Annotated in this window: 16 protein-coding genes and 1 pseudogene; 10 read left to right on the top strand and 7 right to left on the bottom strand. The window is 43.7% G+C overall.

The features are described 5' to 3' along the window. Positions 1 to 39: 39 nt before the first annotated feature. Positions 40 to 1986: a two-component system sensor histidine kinase NblS gene (nblS, locus tag V7K49_RS30630; RefSeq protein WP_334866242.1), complete on the top strand. Its 1947-nt coding sequence runs from the start codon at positions 40 to 42 to the stop codon at positions 1984 to 1986. A gap of 215 nt (positions 1987 to 2201) precedes the next feature. On the opposite strand, the gene V7K49_RS30625 is transcribed toward nblS, so the two are convergent. Further along, positions 2202 to 2453 carry a hypothetical protein gene (locus V7K49_RS30625; RefSeq protein WP_335208992.1) on the bottom strand — a complete coding sequence of 84 codons (252 nt, stop codon included), beginning with the start codon at positions 2451 to 2453 and terminating at the stop codon, positions 2202 to 2204. Positions 2454 to 2636: 183 nt separating this feature from the next. Continuing rightward, positions 2637 to 3008, bottom strand: coding sequence for a zinc ribbon domain-containing protein (locus V7K49_RS30620; protein WP_334866246.1), 372 nt, complete (start codon positions 3006 to 3008; stop codon positions 2637 to 2639). A gap of 137 nt (positions 3009 to 3145) precedes the next feature. Here V7K49_RS30620 and V7K49_RS30615 point away from each other — a divergent pair, with 137 nt between their 5' ends. Both V7K49_RS30615 and V7K49_RS30610 read left to right on the top strand, forming a co-directional pair. Then, on the top strand, positions 3146 to 4633 hold the full coding sequence (locus V7K49_RS30615; protein ID WP_335208991.1) for an AAA family ATPase: 1488 nt from the start codon (positions 3146 to 3148) through the stop codon (positions 4631 to 4633). Positions 4634 to 4637: 4 nt separating this feature from the next. After that, positions 4638 to 5579 (top strand): ComEA family DNA-binding protein, encoded by a 942-nt coding sequence (locus V7K49_RS30610; RefSeq protein ID WP_335208990.1) that lies wholly within the window; start codon positions 4638 to 4640, stop codon positions 5577 to 5579. A 126-nt stretch (positions 5580 to 5705) separates the two neighbouring features. On the opposite strand, the gene V7K49_RS30605 is transcribed toward V7K49_RS30610, so the two are convergent. Then, complete coding sequence (locus tag V7K49_RS30605) at positions 5706 to 6653, bottom strand: glycosyltransferase family 2 protein (RefSeq protein ID WP_335208989.1); 948 nt, start codon at positions 6651 to 6653, stop codon at positions 5706 to 5708. Between the two features lie 19 nt (positions 6654 to 6672). Then, positions 6673 to 7692: an Npun_R2821/Npun_R2822 family protein gene (locus V7K49_RS30600; RefSeq protein ID WP_335208988.1), complete on the bottom strand. Its 1020-nt coding sequence runs from the start codon at positions 7690 to 7692 to the stop codon at positions 6673 to 6675. Between the two features lie 436 nt (positions 7693 to 8128). On the opposite strand from V7K49_RS30600, the gene V7K49_RS30595 reads away from it, so the two are divergent. The 5 genes from V7K49_RS30595 (at position 8129) to V7K49_RS30575 (ending at position 12814) form a co-directional block, all read left to right on the top strand. After that, on the top strand, positions 8129 to 8554 hold the full coding sequence (locus V7K49_RS30595) for an ester cyclase (RefSeq protein ID WP_335208987.1): 426 nt from the start codon (positions 8129 to 8131) through the stop codon (positions 8552 to 8554). Between the two features lie 394 nt (positions 8555 to 8948). Continuing rightward, positions 8949 to 9080: a hypothetical protein gene (locus tag V7K49_RS30590; RefSeq protein WP_335208985.1), complete on the top strand. Its 132-nt coding sequence runs from the start codon at positions 8949 to 8951 to the stop codon at positions 9078 to 9080. Between the two features lie 153 nt (positions 9081 to 9233). Further along, on the top strand, positions 9234 to 10214 hold the full coding sequence (locus V7K49_RS30585) for an LLM class flavin-dependent oxidoreductase (protein ID WP_335208984.1): 981 nt from the start codon (positions 9234 to 9236) through the stop codon (positions 10212 to 10214). A 186-nt stretch (positions 10215 to 10400) separates the two neighbouring features. After that, positions 10401 to 11885, top strand: coding sequence for a DHA2 family efflux MFS transporter permease subunit (locus V7K49_RS30580; protein ID WP_335208983.1), 1485 nt, complete (start codon positions 10401 to 10403; stop codon positions 11883 to 11885). A gap of 179 nt (positions 11886 to 12064) precedes the next feature. Next, the gene (locus V7K49_RS30575; RefSeq protein ID WP_335208982.1) at positions 12065 to 12814 is read left to right on the top strand and encodes an SDR family NAD(P)-dependent oxidoreductase; all 750 of its coding nucleotides are present in this window, start codon (positions 12065 to 12067) and stop codon (positions 12812 to 12814) included. Between the two features lie 99 nt (positions 12815 to 12913). On the opposite strand, the pseudogene V7K49_RS30570 reads toward V7K49_RS30575, so the two are convergent. Further along, positions 12914 to 13145, bottom strand: a pseudogene (locus V7K49_RS30570) (IS701 family transposase); the annotation flags it as partial. A gap of 151 nt (positions 13146 to 13296) precedes the next feature. Between V7K49_RS30570 and V7K49_RS30565 the strand changes: the two are divergent. After that, complete coding sequence (locus V7K49_RS30565) at positions 13297 to 14904, top strand: glycosyltransferase family 39 protein (RefSeq protein WP_335208981.1); 1608 nt, start codon at positions 13297 to 13299, stop codon at positions 14902 to 14904. A 31-nt stretch (positions 14905 to 14935) separates the two neighbouring features. Continuing rightward, positions 14936 to 15649: a gamma-glutamylcyclotransferase gene (locus tag V7K49_RS30560; RefSeq protein ID WP_334866270.1), complete on the top strand. Its 714-nt coding sequence runs from the start codon at positions 14936 to 14938 to the stop codon at positions 15647 to 15649. Positions 15650 to 15960: 311 nt separating this feature from the next. Here V7K49_RS30560 and V7K49_RS30555 read toward each other — a convergent pair whose 3' ends face one another. Together V7K49_RS30555 and V7K49_RS30550 are read right to left on the bottom strand one after the other, a co-directional pair. Further along, positions 15961 to 17163: a hypothetical protein gene (locus V7K49_RS30555; protein WP_335208979.1), complete on the bottom strand. Its 1203-nt coding sequence runs from the start codon at positions 17161 to 17163 to the stop codon at positions 15961 to 15963. A 237-nt stretch (positions 17164 to 17400) separates the two neighbouring features. After that, positions 17401 to 17595, bottom strand: a complete 195-nt coding sequence (locus V7K49_RS30550; RefSeq protein WP_335208977.1) for a hypothetical protein — start codon at positions 17593 to 17595, stop codon at positions 17401 to 17403. Positions 17596 to 17892 lie beyond the last annotated feature (297 nt).

The raw sequence follows: 17892 nt of genomic DNA, 5'->3' as shown, positions 1-17892 counted from the left end.
TGGGCTTTATAACAAAGACTATTAACAACTTTATTTAAGATGCTAAGTCTGTTAAAAACAATTCGAGATGCGATCGCTAGTTGGTGGTCTGAGTTCACACTCCAGACCAAACTGCTGGCTGTGGCGACATTGGTGGTTTCGTTGGTAATGAGTGGTTTGACCTTCTGGGCTGTGAATACAATTCAGCAGGATGCGCGGATGAATGATACCCGCTTTGGTCGTGACTTGGGGTTGCTGCTTGCTGCCAACGTTGCCCCCTTAGTTGCTGATAATAATCTGACTGAGGTTGCCCAATTTTCACAACGCTTCTATAGCAGCACCTCTAGTGTGCGTTATATGCTCTACGCTGATGAAACTGGGGAAATCTTTTTTGGCATTCCTTTTTGGGAAGCGGAGGTAGAAAACTCCCTGACGATTAAACGGCGGATACAACTGCCCGAAGATTACCCTGGTGATGGGGAAAAGCCAATGGTGCGGCAACACATGACCCCAGATGGGACAGTCACCGATGTGTTTATTCCCCTGATCGTCAATAAAAAATATTTAGGTGTATTAGCGATCGGTATCAACCCCAATCAGACCGCTGTCATCTCCACCAATTTTACCCGTGATGTCACCATTGCCGTTTTTATCACGATTTGGGTAATGGTGATTTTGGCAGGAGTGATTAACGCCTTGACCATCACTAAGCCAATAAAAGAACTGCTAGTGGGGGTGAAGCAAATTGCTACCGGGAATTTCAAGCAGCGGATTAATTTACCTTTAGGGGGAGAACTAGGGGAGTTAATTTTAAGCTTTAATGAAATGGCAGAGCGATTAGAGCGCTATGAAGAACAGAATATTGAGGAATTGACCGCAGAAAAAGCGAAGCTAGAAACCCTAGTTTCAACGATCGCAGATGGTGCTGTGTTAATTGATAACAACATGCAGGTGATATTAGTTAACCCCACAGCAAAGCGAATTTTTGGCTGGGAAACCGCTGATGTAGTAGGCTGCAATGTGTTACATCACTTGCCCCCAGCAGTACAAATGGAAATCACCAGTCCCTTGTACGAAATGGCAGCAGGTGAATGCGAAAGCGCCGAATTCCGAATTTTTATTAACCAACCCATCCCGCGGACGATTCGCATTCTCTTGACTACAGTCCTCAACGTCCAAAGAGAAAGCATCAAAGGTATTGCGATTACTATCCAAGATATTACCCGTGAGGTGGAGCTAAACGATGCAAAAAGCCAATTTATCAGCAACGTTTCTCACGAACTGCGAACGCCTCTATTTAACATCAAAACTTATATTGAAACCCTGCACGACTACGGCGAAGAATTAGCTTTACAAGAACGGCAAGAGTTTCTGCAAACTGTCAACAATGAAACCGATCGCTTAACCCGCCTAGTTAACGATGTATTGGATTTGTCAAAACTTGAATCTGGTCGCCAGTATAATTTCGATGGTGTAGATTTAGCGCAAGCGATCGAGCAAACCCTGCGTACTTACCAACTCAATGCAAAAGATAAAGGTGTTGAACTTGTTCAGGAAGTTGCTCCTAATTTGCCACTGGTAATGGGTAATTATGATCTGTTAGTACAAGTGTTTGGCAATTTGATTGGTAATGCCCTTAAATTCACAAAAGCCGGTGGTAAAGTAGCAATCCGCGCCTACCAACTAGATTTCAAACCAAGTCACACCCAATCTTCTCCAGTGCGGATTGAAATTTCCGATACTGGAATTGGCATTGCCACAGAAGACCAACACTCAATTTTTGAACGCTTCTTCCGCGTCGAAAACCGAGTTCACACCCTAGAAGGCACGGGTTTAGGTTTATCGATTGTCAGAAATATCATCGACAGGCATCGTAGTAAAGTCCATCTAGTGAGTGAAGTCAGCATTGGCACAACTTTTTGGTTCGATTTAGCCGCCTTTGAGGAAAAAGCGCCACCGATACTGATTGAGCCTGTTGCTGAAGCATCCAAAATCACCACAGCCTGAAGGTTAGGGATTAGGCATTGTTTGTTATTTTTGACGATTCACTATAGCGGTTATCGTTTGGATGCAATACACTCTGACCTCACTTCCATTCCTCTCTTCTAAAAGGCTACGGTGTACACACAAGTCGGAAAAACTTCATCTACCAAAGATTTGCAGTGCGTTACGCTGGCGTGACAAAGCTAAATTGTTGCAATAATGGCGATGCCTGCGGCGCGCTACGCCAACGCATTTGTTATTTCGGCGGACTCATTTGTGATTTCGGCGATCGCATTTGTGATTTCGGCGATCGCATTTGTGATTTCGGTGATCGCATTTGTGATTTCGGCGATCGCATTTGTGATTTCGGTGATCGCATTTGTGATTTCGGCGATCGCATTTGTCATTTCAGCGATCGCATTTGTCATTTCGGCGGACTCATTTGTTATTTCGGCGATCGCATTTGTTATTTTAGCGTGTCCATAATGCACCCTATGAAACTACTAGAAGAGTTGAAACCTATGCTGGTCATACTTGTGTGTACACCCTAGCTTCTAAAAGGAGAGAGGAATGGAATCTTACTCCCCTTCCCTTGCAGGGAAGGGGCTGGGGGTTAGGTCTGTATTAGACTCAACTGAGAAGCGTTATATTCCCTATCCCCCATGAAACACAAATCAAGACCTTAATATAACGAACAACAAACAGACCAATAATAAACCTAACAGCAACAGCAAAGCCTGATTGCGTTTTACCCAAATTTTCACAGTTACTGCGAAACTGTTAGTGGAACGCTGCTGTTGCAAATCTAACTTTGTCTCTTCAATATTTTGGTAGAGGGTACACTCTTTAGCGTAAGGACGCTGAGGAAAATTGCAAGTATCATCAGCGTGATAGGTGCAGGTGTCGCACAGATACCCGTCCCCAGTGGCGCGGTGCAATGGAATACCGGGATGACCGTAAGCTTTGAGTGTTGTCCGGCAATAGGGACAACTAATAGCTTGATTATCAACGAGTTGATGGCAGTGGGGACAAGATACAGTAGCCAAAACCTTTAGCGCAAATAAGTTAAGTAAACACTTTGATTCTAGCCATTCTTAGATTTTACTAGCAACAGAGGCAAAAATTTTTACAAGGGAGAAATTAGCGGATAGAATTGTAAAGTTGGATGCCTCTCGGTGCTAGTATGATTGCTGACTACGGCTCGACCCTGCAAAACATTTTTCAAGCGATCGCCCTAAATAGTAACGAATCGGATGTAGAGCAAAAGGTAGTAGTTCCCCTTTTGCATATTCTCGGTTACAGCAATACCGATTGGCAGTCTCAAGTGGTAATTCTACAATCTAAGCTTGACTTCCTAGTGGGTCAACCAGACTCCGCTTTAATAAAACCTGCCTATTTAATTATTGAAGTTAAAGCACCCAGTAAAAACATTGCCCACAGCGTTTGGCAAATTAATAATTACATGCGTCACACAGGATCTGTGATCGGACTGTTAACCAACGGTTATGATTTTCGTATACTTTATAACTATAACGAAAAAATTACAACAATTGTAGAGTATTCCCAAGCCACACTTATTCATAAATATCGGTCATTTTACAAAATTTTATCCAAAAAAACTTATTTAAACTTTACTTCCACCCTGTATAAAAATCAACAAAATATTCGGTTACAATTTTTAAATTTAATCTCAAAAGAGGTGCAACAAGAAGATATGTTGAGTTTATTCAACAAAGGTAAGACTTTTCCCTCCCAAATACAACAAATTAGCGAAGAAAAAATTTTAGTTTCCGAAACTAAGGAGGAACGCAAATCAATGATTATTACTGTATTTAATAACAAAGGTGGTGTAGGTAAAACTACAACGACTATCAACCTTGCTGCTGCTCTCAACAAGCTAGGTAAGCGAGTGTTGCTGATTGATATTGACGCTCAAGCTAATCTAACAATGGGATTAGGAATAGATCCGCTGGATGATATTGAAAAGCAAGATAAAAAAGATATTACCCATTTACTGACTGAACCAAGAACTAGCTTAGAAGAAACGATTATTCATAAGAAGTGGGATGATGTTGAACTAGATATTGTTCCATCTCACATTCGTTTGAGTTATATGGAAGCTACGCTAATTAATACACCGGATATTGATCGCGTACTAGCCAAGAAGCTTAACAAATATCGTAATCAATATGATTATATCTTAATTGACCCACCGCCATCATTTGGTAAAGCTAATACTATTTCCCTCATGGCCTCTTCTGGAGTATTAATTCCTACCCAGTTAGCTCCTTATCCTATCCGGGCATTAGAGTATGTGATTTCAAGAGCCATTGCACTTGATGAATCCAAAGATGAACCACTGCCAATTTTGGGAATAGCAGTCAGTATGTACAATAGAGCCGCAAATAAGGTTGCTTTAGCTATGACTCAGCAGATTTTTGATATTTTATCAAAGAATCCTGAAAGTAAAAATATAGAGTTATTCCCCCAAGAAACATGGATTCCAAGCCTGAGCATAGTTTCAACTACACCTAATAAAGGGTATCCAATTTGCTTCGCAGAATTTGATAAAGAATTAAATTCTAAAGATAAAGAAGCTGCACAGGATGCTTTTAACTGCTATATAAAATTAGCTAAACAATTGATTTCTGTGACCAAGGAAAAGGAGTAGGAAAATGAATAGCGCAGAACGTCGCGATCGCATTGTTGAGTATTTACGCATCAAGTCAATCTCCCACGGACAAGTTTACACTTTTCAAATTGCTATACCAGAGTCTGAAGTTTTAGAAATTCCTTCTCAAAAGTGCGAATACTTAAGGAATAGCCTTACTCAACAAGGTACTAACTTAATTCCTTTGATTGTGCGTCGTACTGAGGCATACAGTGAAGAAGAAGAGTACGAAGTTGTCTATGGTGCTGATTGGTGTCTTGTTGCTAAAGAACTTGACATTGAAAAGCTATGGGTTTGGGTATTTGATATGACTGATGAGCAAGCTGCTGCTACTAAAGAAGAAATGCAGCAGTTGCTAGGGGTTTCAGATTCTATTCCTGTAGTATTACCATCAGTTTATGAAGACACAGAATCAACTCAAAGAATAGTTGAACAGCTTGATAAATTTTTTCAAAAATTAGCAGCAACGCTAAACCAAAAGATTGAGCAAGTGGCTGTGTCCGTAAAAAAAATAGAAGTCCATAATACTGATGAAACAGATATTTATAGCAAAATAGAAATTCTTACTCAAAAAGTAGAAATTCTTACTCAAAAATTTGAAGAACCTGCTACATACGTTAAAAAACCTGACGAAACTGAAAGTATTACTAAGCAACTTGAACAACTTGCTCAATCTGTCAAAAAGATTGAAACTTTTATAAACAAGTTACCTGAAGTTGACCGAGGAAGGTTAATTACACCAGATAAGATTAACCTTAACACTATTAAAACGGCGAAAGAATTAGAAAAATACAAAGTACCACAAATAGGACCCAAAAGAGCGGAAGCAATTGTTAGACTACGCAAACGTAAAGGTAAACTTCAATCACTCACAGAACTGATGGAGGTAAAAGGAATTACTCAAACAATACTTAAAGTATTTGATTCTTACCTATTTTGTGAGTAGGTTATTGCCTACTATTTGCGGTCTTTATCTGCACCTCTGGGTGAGCCATTACCCACTTATACCAGGTACTTGATAGAAAAAAGGCGATGCTACCTGCGGCGGGCTGCGTCAACGCATTTCTATAGCTTAACCACGCACCTGTCGCAATGCATTAAACGCCTTACCTCGCAACCCAACTGGTAACAGCGATAATCCTAAACCAGTCCAAGCTTTAGGAGTTGAAAAAGACTGTCCCGCCAAAACTAGCTCTCTACCTTTTTGCGTTTCACCCTTTTCAATTAAACGCAAACCTAATAATAATTGCGTTTCAGTTAAACGATTTTTCCTAATTATCTCTACTTTTTCAGACTCAAATTTATAACTTTCTAAATACCGGATTTTATCAAATAAATAAGGAATGGCTCGATTGATACCTTGCTGCTCTGCATGAGAGCGATATTCCATCAATAATTCTGGTAAGTAATAGCCATTTTTCCCAGCCAATGCCAGACGCACAAATAAATCATTATCCTCGCAATTTTGCAGATTTGGCTGCATATATCCTAATTCTTGCAAGGTTTTACGGCGAAATAATGTTGCCCCAATTTGAAAGCTTTGTTGAATAAATACAACTTCCAACAAATTATCTACAACACCTGCTGCTAAATTCTTCCTACCCCAGCGATGAGAATTGTCTTGAGTTTTTGCCTCATCCCGAATATTGTTAATATCAATTATCCAATGGTCTGTACCAACAAAATCAATGCTAGAGTCTTGAGTGAGAATTGCTGCGGTACTTCCAAGAAAATCGGGTGTTAGCCGATCATCATCATCAAATTTAATAAAATATTCACCACTGGCAGCATCAAAGCCAGAGCGCATATTATTACTTTTACCAATATTTTGCAGATGACGGATATATTTAATCCGGTGGTCTGTGTACTGTGATATTAACTCAGGTGTGCGATCGCTAGAACCGTCATCACAAACAATTAGCTCAAAGTCTTGCTCAGACTGATTGAGTACACTGTCAATTGCATAAGGAAGGAGATGAAGACGATTAAAAGTAGGAATACAAACACTAATTTTGGGCATACTCTATACTAAAATTATTTTAGCGTATACTTATTTGAACTTTCTGCATTATTTTGTTGAAAACAATACTAGTTTTTGTAATCATACTAGGTGGTATTAGTTGTTTTGGTTTTTGTTCTGGCTGTTTGAGAAAGCGATAGTATAAGAACTCATCTCTATAACAGATATTGATATCTTCTCCTTGACATAAACGGGCAAAGTCACGAGAAGAATAGCTCATATAATGAATGCGGTGAATTGGTTTTAAGCCATCTTGATTGTAAAGAACATTGTTAATATTGACGAAGGGATCTGCATTAGCGCAGTTGCCTGTTCTATCTTGACTATTGGGGCTAAGTGTAAAGTTAAACAGTGGGCGATCGCAGCGCAAAGTCATATAACTAAACAAAAAAGAATCATCCCACCATCCATATCCATTAATCCATTCAACTTCCCTATCGGTAATTAATCGCTCTTTTATTATTTCAATTTCTTTAACAGTAAATAACCCTCGTTTAGAGCCAAAAAAGCTAGAACAATGCATATTAGAACGTATATCTGCTTCTGTATACAGTCCAGTTTGTTCTATAACTGAAATATTTAATGCTGCAACAGGTCTATCCTTAAGGTGTTCCCAATCATCAAAAACAAAATCGGATGTTTCTAGCTTGTCAATTACATTATTTAGTGGCTTCATTGCCAAGCTATCAGCGTCATAAAATACAAATTTATCAAAAATACCCTCAAAAGCAACAAATCTTCTTTGTAAATGACTTTTGTACCAACTAGAGCGTGATAATTTTGTCTCTTTTTCCCTGGGGTGAGCCGCCCAAACCTGGTGAACAAATTCTTCCCAGCGTTGAATTAGGTCCCAATTATCAAACAGGATTACATTCTTTCGAGAATTAACTTCTTGTCTAACTAGGTCTAGTCGCTCATCATAGGGAATAATACAAATCGGAATATCTGCGCTAACATTTGCCTCAATACTGTTTAGCAAAGCTACTAGTTGGTCAAACACCACGTCATTAGCAAGGGTGTAAATACCGAAATTATCCATTTTGATAAATCCTTTTTATCTTGAAGTTACTGAGTAACGCAAATAATATTATCGTTACTTTCTAAGCTATTATTCCCAAATAATTAATAATATACACATCTTTAGATTTTATGCTGAGGCCAATGAGGAAGTGATTTTGGTTAGTTTGGATGATACTAAACATTACCCGTTGTTTGTCTGCATTGGCAAAACCCGTAAAATGCCCTATGCCTAAGGGCATTCAATTAAAGTACATGGCAGTGTACCAGTAATGAGAGTGTCTTAGATGCTGTCTAGAATGCGATAATATTTGGGGTTGCCTAAAGCAGTAGTGGTTGTCTCTCAACAAATTAGCAATAATGCACAGAGCAAAAATTTATTTCTGAACTTGCATCAGCCCACAGTTATTCACTGATAAATAAACAATATTTTTAATTTAAGTATAAAAGGAACAGGAATGTCTGACATTGAAGACAAAAAAATAATTGCTCGCCGATGGATTGAACTCATTAGTGAGCATCGGATTGAAGATATCTGCGAGATGACTGCCCCAACTTGGAAGATGCACGGTGGTTTACCTGGGCTTCCCCCAGGGACAGATGGGGTACGTAAACTCTTTGGTTCATTTGGGGCTATCGAGCAGAAATGGACAATTGAAGACGTAATTGCTGAAGGCGACAAAGTTGTGGTGCGTGCAACCAACACCTGCGCTCAGGAAAGTTTCTTTGGAATATCTAGTCATGGTCGAGAGCAGACGTTCACGGCTATGTTCATTCATTGGATTGTTGATGGCAAGATAATTGAAACCTGGCGAAACGCTGATGATCTCGGACGAGTTCTTCAGCTTGGGGCGCGGATTGAGCCAGGAATGTCTGAGCAATAACTTTACCTGGTTCCCAGTGAAGGCTATCCCCATAATCTTTGATTTGGCGGCGAGACGGCAGTCGCTTCAAGTCGGCACCGGACGCCAGTCACCAGATAAAGGAAACAGAAACCTGTCTTCAATGCTGCCTCATGATTGAGGGCTAAAAACGAAACATCCCTTAACTAATGCTTGCTCCAAGCAAGTGAGGGAGAGGAGTAGTTGAGTTTTTAACGACTCTAGAGCTTGCTTCTTAGAGTTGTCTATGATAGTTTGCTAACTAGCATAAAATACAGTAACCCTATCAAGTTACCGGATTTTATTGAACACTATCGTTGATCTAGTTGAAGGAGTCTGGAGTTAAGAGTATCTAGGTACTCTATTAAATATATGACAAGCAGGAAAGAGATTCCCAGTGATTGAGAAGTCGATGCCTGGGATAAAATCTGAATTTTTCAATTCATCCAGAGCATTTGTGATCAACGAAACGCCTGGTGCGATCGCTGTAAACAAAATCGCCAACGCTAGGGATGAAATACATAAATAGTCTGGGATGGAAGCCGCTAATTTAGCACTATAAATGCTCAACAGGCGTTGTCTCTTGTAAAACTGTATTGCACGTCTGGTATTAAGCACAAAAGTACGGTAAACCCAAGTATTTGCAGAGGGTAATCATATGTAGATTGGACTGTTCCACCAAATGTGGGCTACTCCTAATATTGAAGACCGGGAATTTTTTGCTCAGACGATCGCCGATGTGCAATTGGCTGAAACACTGGGTTTTGAATCCTGCTCTTTTGGAGAACATCATTTTATCAGAGAGCGGCCCTTTTATGGCCGATTACCAGTTCCGAAAGTGTTCATCGCTAGGCTAGCAGGAGAAACAACCCGAATTAAACTTGGCACAGCAATTAAAATTCTCACCTTAGAAAGTCCACTACGTTTTGCAGAATCCGTATCTTTATTGGATTTACTAACTGATGGTAGGGTGATGTTTGGGCTAGGTCATGGAAGTCCTGCTGATATGGAACATACTGGGTTCAGCCAAGAGGAAAAACATCAAATCTTCCGTCAGCAACTTCTGGAAGTACTAGACTACCTTTCACCCCAGCGACAAGGCTCCCAAATTACACCAGTACCCCGCCAAGGGTTGGGAAAATTGTTCTGGTTAGGGGTACGCGATCGCGAAACCATAGTCTTAGCTGCTAAACTTGGTCTTAATCTACTAGTCGGACAAGGGGAAGGAGCATCTGCTCAAAACACCTATAGCGATATCTATCGACAAGCAGGTGGTACTGGAGCATTACGAGGGTTTAGGCTGGTGTACGTTGCCCAAACTGATGCCGAAGCTCAAAAGACAGTTGCCTCATCTGCCGAAATATTCTTCAGCGTTAGAGAAAAGTTACCAGCATACATAGAAGCACAACGTCAAGGACGCATCCCCGTAGGGCCGCCGAAAGACTTAGCAGATATGTTGAAGCGCATCAATTACATTGTAGGTTCCCCCGCAACTGTTGCTGCACAACTTAACGAGTATGTTGCAGCCACTCAGATAGACCGCTTGGGGATCAAGATTCATCTGCCAGGACTGGCGAATGAGCATGTAAGGCAAACAATGAAGCTATTCGCCCAAGAGGTTGTCCCTAAGGTGCAGTTATCAAAACAAGCACAGGCAGCTTAAGCAATTCAAAATTCAAAATAAATCCCACTATAGATAGCAGGCATCCTGGCTATTGACTTGATACTTTCATAAAGCTTGGGCAGCTGATCTTTAGTTTCCTGAACTTGGTAGTCAGGATAGCACCCTACAATGAATACACGTATGCAAACTATTCATAACCGTAAAGTCAAAGGTGGAGGCTAAACGTTGGCACAATTGCAAACACAACCTCTGGCTTTGTCAGGCTCTCAAAAAAATTGGGTCTTACTCGGTGTCGGACTTGGGGTATTCATGTCTACCCTAGATATCGGCATCATCAATGTTGCTTTGCCCACATTGGTGCAAGCCTTTGATACCAGTTTCCTAACGACCCAATGGGCTGTATTGAGTTATCAGTTGGTCAGTTCCAGTTTAGTTTTGGGGGCAACGCGCCTGGGAGATATGTGGGGCAAGAAGTCCTTGTATCAGGGGGGACTTGTTCTGTTTACTTTCAGTTCGCTATTGTGTGGTTTTGCACCTGGTATTGAGTGGTTGATCAGCTTTCGGGCCCTTCAAGGACTAGGTGCTGTGTTCATTTCTGGGCTTGGTTTGGCAATCATCACAGAAGTTTTTCCCTCTTCTGAACGAGGGCGGGCTGTTGGCATCATCGGTAGTGTAGTGTCACTGGGAATTGCTTTTGGCCCTTCTGCTGGCGGACTGCTCCTCAGCTTGTCAGGCTGGCATAGTATATTCTTCATCAATGTACCGCTGGGGATCATAGCTAGTTTCTTAATAGCTAGGGTGGTGCCACCTTCTGTACGCATTCAGGGCAAACAGAAATTTGACTTTTTTGGAGCCATATTGGCTTTATTGACTCTGGGTAGTTTTGGCCTGGGTATGACGCTAGGGCAAAGCCAGGGCTTTAGCAGTAGCAATGCATTGATATTATTAGCGATCGCCGCCGTGAGTTTTATGACTTTTTTGGTAGTTGAAGCGATCGTAGAGCAGCCACTACTAGAGCTAAACCTATTTCGCAATCTTCAGTTGAGTATGGGTTTGCTAAGTGGCTGGCTAGCATTCACTGTTATTGGCGGTTCACTGCTGATCGTCCCTTTCTTTCTAGAGGGCGTCAAGCATTATCCGACGATAAAAGTGGGGCTGCTATTAGCCGTGTCGCCTGTACTTAGTGGGTTAATTGCCCCACTAGCTGGAACACTTTCAGACCGCTTCGGCGGTCGAGTGATCAGTTCCATTGGTCTGGGGTTGATGATTGGCGGCTGTCTGGGGATCAGCACCTTTGATGCTCAAATTACTGAGTTAGGCTATGTGTCGCGCTATTTTATTTACGGCATTGGACTGGGTTTATTCCTATCGCCCAACAACAGCACTGTCATGGGAGCAGCACCGAGGGAGCGGCTAGGGATTGCTTCTGGGCTGCTGTCTTTGTCACGTACCTTAGGGAACACAGTAGGAGTTTCTCTAATCGGGGCAGTATTTGGAGCGCTAATTGCTAGCATGTCTGCGGGTGCAGATGTCTCTGTTGCCCCTCCTGAGGCGATCGTTGCGGGGTTCCAAGGAACTTTTCGCTTCGCAGCCCTAATACTTTGTGGGGCAGCAGTTGCATCCGTTTTGAGGAGCAGTAAGAGGCAGGGGGGAGGAGGAGCAGGGGAAGCAGGGGGAGCAGGGGGAGCAGGGGGAGCATGGGAGGAATAATTAATGCTCAATGCCCAATACATACTTCTCTACGAGAGGCTGCGCCAACGGCTTACCTCGGCTTCGCTACTTCGACGCCGGCTCCATCGAGCGTTCGCGTAGCGTCTCGTAGAGAAGTCGAGATGCTCAGTACAAGTGCCCAATGTCCAATATTCAATTATCAATAAGGAGTTAGATAAATGATAGGTAAATTAGAGGGGAAAGTAGCAATTATCACTGGAGCTTCAGCGGGAATTGGAGAAGCAACTGCGATCGCCTTGGCTTCAGTTGGAGCAACAGTAGTACTCGCTGCTAGGCGTGGCGATCGCATTCAGGCATTGACAAAACGCATCGAAGCTAGTGGTGGCAAGGCATTGCCTATTGTCACCGATGTGACTGATGAAACCCAGGTAAATAACTTGGTGGCAAAGGCAAATGCAGAATTGGGAAGGGTCGATATCCTCGTCAACAATGCAGGGATTGCCTTACTCGGCACTATTGAAGCTGGAAATAGCTCAGACTGGCGGCGATCGTTCGACCTCAATGTACTAGGACTGCTATATGCTACTCATGCTGTTTTGCCTCTGTTGAAGGCGCAAAAATCGGGGCATATAGTCAATATTTCCTCAGTGGCTGGTCGGACAGCGCGGGCGGGCGTCGGTGTTTATAATGCTACCAAATGGGGTGTGAATGCCCTCTCCGAAGCATTGCGCCAAGAAGTCCACAAGGACAATATCCGTGTCACCATCATCGAACCAGGTTTGGTGGATACGGAAATTGATAACCAAATTACCGATCCCGTTGCCAAACAACGGATCGAAGAACGACGCAAGGCAATTACACCTCTGCAAAGCGAAGACATTGCAGCTGCGATCGTTTACGCCGTCACCCAGCCATCGCGCGTTAATGTCAACGAAATCCTCATCCGACCAACGGGACAAGAAAATTAAAGCTAAAGGGCAGGCTTAACAGGCGTGCCCTTTTTTAGATAGGTAGTGTAACGAAAAACATAGCTGGAGGGTAAAACAATACGCTTGGGTTAATGAGACTTAAACAAAAATTAAGCCCAAACTAGCTTTATAAGCAGCAAATACGTCACGATTATGAGTCAACCAATCAAAAAATCGATCTTGTCATAGCCGTTCTAAAGGCATCTATTGCTTCTGTAAAAGTGTTCAAAGGTTTCGAGGCCCATCTTCGTCTCAAGCCCCCAGTCATCTGATGCCAAAGAATAAAAGTATAGGCACAGAAAACTTAGATAAAATGTCGAAGCAGACTTTTTATCGCACACCCAGCAAAAAGTCCTTGCACTCTTTGGTTAAATGCTTGTTTGTTGTATCTAAAACCATTACACTACCTACAAAGATTCTAGCTGTCGCGTCGCACTTTGTTGTAGCTTCGCTATCCTTAACCCATCTAGAGTTTTACGAATATGGTTTCAGCCCCCTCAACACCCCAATCGGCAAAGCAACAATGGTTTAGCAACGACATCGCCATCCTTTGCTACTTTGGTCTGTTCAAACTCTTGCTCCATTTCTGCACCAATCAGCAATACGGCTACTTCGGAGACGAACTCTACTACATGGCTGCTGGCGAACACCTCGACTGGGGCTTTGCCGAAGGCCCTCCCCTCACCCCCGCGATCGCCAATTTCAGTCGGTGGATGCTGGGAGACTCCCTCTTTGCCATTCGTCTCTTTCCTGCCATCGCCGGAGCTTGCACCGTTATTCTCACTGGACTGATCGCCCGTGATCTGGGTGGAGGCCGCTTCGCCCAAGTCATCGCCGCGCTCGCCGTTATCCTGGCACCGGGATACCTGTTTCTCCAGACCGTCTTGACAATGAATGCCTTTGAGCCATTGCTTTGGGCATTATGCGCCTATCTCACCATCCACATCCTTAAAACCGAACGCATCTCTCTCTGGTCTATCGCAGGCGTGGTGACTGGCATTGGGTTGATGAACAAATTCTCCATATTTTTCTTCATCGTCAGCCTAGTGCTTGGGATTTTGATCACGCCCGCCCGCAGACTCTTGTTCAATCGCTGGATCATTATCGGTAGCATCCTGGCGATCAGCATTTGTACCCCCACTATCCTGTGGCAAATCAACCACCACTGGCCCTTCCTCGAACACCAGCGTGAATCCAGTCTCTACGAGAAGAAAGGACTGCTCCAATCCGCGATCGACTTAATTCTGCAACAAATCATCCTGACCAACCCCGGTGCGGTTCCCCTTTGGGGATGCGGCCTCTACTACTACCTGTTCACCCGTTCCGGAAAACCCTATCGCGCCCTGGGCTGGTCTTATATTATCATTCTGGGCTGGTTCCTCTTATTTGAAGGTCGATTCTACTATTTACTGCCGATCTATCCCATGTTACTCGCTGCCGGAGCCGTCTTCCTAGAACGAAGATTGCAGCACTACCCAGCCTGGAAATACACCACCCTAATTGCCCTGATTGCCAGTGGACTGGTGCTGTTACCGATCGCACTACCCATCCTCCCGATCAAATCCTTGATCCGCTACTCCAATACCATCTACCGACCTCCCACCCTCTCTAAATTTGCTCAGGAGAACTCTGCCCAAGCCCCTTGGCATTTTCGGTTAATGCTGGGTTGGGAAGACACAGTTGCCCAAGTCGCCCAGGCTTATCAGAAACTTTTACCACGAGATCGGGCTGAATGCGCCATATTGGCTTGGAGCTACGGCAACGCAGGCGCAATCGACTTTTTTGGGCCAGCCTACCACTTGCCAAAAGCCATCAGTGGCCATACAGGCTACTACTTTTGGGGACCACGGGACTATTCTGGCAACGTCGTCCTGAGTCTTGGTGGCAATCTCACCTTCCTACGTCAAACCTTTAACAGCGTTGAAACCGTCGCGATCGTGACTCACGAGAAAATTGTTGGACTCAGAAGCACATTACCGATTTATCTCTGCAAAGGCATCAAGCGACCCTTATCAGAAAGCTGGCCAGCCTTTAAATACTACTTTAAGCAACCCACTACGAACCTGATCACAACCGATAATTTATCTTAAAGTTATAGTGAAATTACTGAAAATTTACATTATGTCACTCAGTCGTAGCAACCTCGAAGCTGGAAATGAACAGGCGAGACTATTAGAAGCATCACACTCTGGAATAAAGCTAACTACCCTGAGTGAAGACGAGTTACAGCGATCGCTCGATGAAACACTACAACAGCAACCACCAAATTCTGATATCTGGATATTTGCCTACGGTTCGCTGATTTGGAATCCCCTAATTACATATGTCGAGCGCCGTGCTGGGATCATTTATGGTTGGCATCGGCGCTTCTGTACATGGATGATCCTCGGTTACGGGACTCCAGAGAATCCCGGATTACTCTTAGGACTTGATCGGGGCGGTAGTTGTCGGGGTATTGTTTATCGAATTGCTGCTGCCGATGTACCATCCGAATTACTGCTGATTTGGCGACGCGAGATGTTAGCTGGTGTCTACGTTGCTCGTTGGGTAAGGATGTTTGATGGTACGCAGGAATTCAAAGCGATCGCCTTCGTTGCCAATCGTCAACATCCCAGGTACGCTGATCATATACCATTCACAACCACTGTTGATAGTATTGCCACCGCATCTGGAAAATTAGGTGACTGCGCTGATTATCTCATCAGAACTGTCGATGGATTAATCGCAGAAGGCATTAAAGATAGACAATTACTCTTATTACGCGAACAAGTGCTGGCAAAACAACAAGCACTTTTGGTTAGTGGCGGCTCTACTCAAACTACTACTTCAGAATAACTGTTGTAAACCTCTAATTGAATAATTAGACCGATACTAGAAAAATCTAGATTTGAAATTATGGAAAAGAATTATCCCCGAAAAACAATCACTGAGTATTTCTGAAAAAAATGAGTTTGAGCAGCGATCACCCAGACTCAGGTGCAGTGTTTGCTTCCCAAGCAGATTGTTTAATTCAGATAAATATGACAAAGTTTGCGATTTACTGAATGTAGGTGCGTTCGCCCTATGCAAAGGGGTGACATTTCAGCTTTGCTCGTACAGATCAACAGAACAGAAGGAAGGTTAGCGAACATAGCGAATCCTTTAAATTACCGCGCTATCACCATCGACTGTGGACCTCGTGCAACTGTGATCGAGAAGTCAGTCTTCACCAGCTCTGTACGCTTGGGGTCAGCGAAATCACCTGTCAGTCTCCAGAAATCGACTGATCCGTTCGGCTTTGAGCGGTCAAAATGTGCAAAACACACCACGGCCAGAAAGCGACTCGTGTTGTCAAAGACAGCGGACTCGGGTAACATGCCGTCGAAGGGAAACTCTCCCACGCGATCAATGCTCCCGGTCTGCAGGTCCAGCCGGAGCAGAGAGACGGAGGAGAAGAAGCCTTGCTTGGGGTCATCCAATGGTTGCGCGCTGCGTTCCAGATTCGTCGTAGCGATCCAGTGCTGATTGGGGCTTATGGCCAAACCCTCTGGCATCACGCCAGTGTCTGCCCTCGAAACGAGAAGATGGTGCGGGGTACCATCCGCAGCTGTGCTTTGTTCAAGCCGAATACTGGAAACGGTTCCACGAATATCAGTACCGAGCAGCATTGCGTTTACGATGGCAAACCGACCATCAGGGGTAAAACGCACAAGGAAAGGAGCAATGTCGAGGTTGACGGGATCGCCCCAGCTTGAGAGAACTACGGCCTTTGAGGTCGCGTCTACCTGAACTAAGGACAGCCTTGGATGCTCGCTGTAGACCAACCCAAGGACATTTTTCTTTGGATGGAACTCCGCACTCACAAGGGCATCACCAGCCTCAGGACCAGGAATGCTTGGAAGGAAAGGCTTAGAGAGTTTCCCTTGTTGAAGACGATACATGGCCAGAAGCGGCTGCTTCCGTTGAGGCGTTTTCTTGAAGACGACGGCTACGAGTGTGCCGTCTGCGTTGACCGACACAGAGAGGGGACTATCGAACCCTTTGATCTTCTGAACGACTTTCGGGTGATCCGGGTCGGAAAGATCGACGACCGTGATTGTGCGGCCAAGAGGAAGGTCACTCAGCTTGGCATCCGGCAGTTCGCTGGGACGTGGACCTTGCGTTTCGATCACGATGGCGTACCTGCCATCCGGTGTGAGGGCGATCGAAGAAGGGGGACCGATGACTGAATTTGTGACCTCCACCGGAATGGGTTTCATAGCAGCAGGGGACCGATCAAGCCGTATTACCGAGAGCTCGTCGGGACCGGCCATGGGACCGAGTTTCCCGTCGATATACGCAGAAGGGAGCATGTCCGTGTCCGAAGCCATAACGAGGTACTGGCCTTGGAAGTCGAAAGCTGGCACAGCGATCTGGTTCTGAGCGCTTATTTGAGAATTGGGAATGCCCAGAAGTCCTGCACCCAATACGCAAAACGAAAGGTAGGACAAACGCATCTTAATGAAGGACAAAATGTGATCATAACGGCAGAGTCGACAAAGCATGGCTTTCGGGGTTTAGGCTAATTTTTGTCTCTTGTATGATATAGCAATTCTAAATTCAAAAGTTTAAGAGGAGTCAGTCGCTGGAGAGAGTACTGAGTCCTTAAGCATGAAGTTAATTAAATGCTGCCAACTGCCAAATAGCAAATACTTGGTGAGGCTGAGGACATATTGAAAGAAGCCTTTGCGTGTGCAACGCTGCAAGCGGATTTGCTGGTAGGGATTCAAGCTGAACGATAGCGGAACTTGGTGGACAGCCAATCAATTGCTAAACCCAAACCCCGTAGAAAGTCTCCTGGCTAGACTACTGGAGAATCATGAATTATTATAATTAGCTACTTAATTATTAAAAAAGTACTGTCAAGCAGAAGAAAGAACCAGCTAAGTCAGCTTGAACTTTTAGTTTTTATATTTTTAGCTGTGTAGCTTGCTAATTCAGTGCTGCTGAGTCATTTTCTCATGGCTTAATCTAAACTCTTGTATTGATATTCATAGTTATTATTCGGGTTTGCCGAACCGATAAATTCGAGTAAACCGTAATCTTTATTACAGCCGAAT

Source organism: Nostoc sp. (assembly GCF_036919675.1).
In the GTDB taxonomy this organism is placed as follows: Bacteria; Cyanobacteriota; Cyanobacteriia; order Cyanobacteriales; family Nostocaceae; genus Nostoc.
Note: the sequence above shows the minus strand (reverse complement) of the source record. Positions and strands in the feature narration are given on the sequence as shown.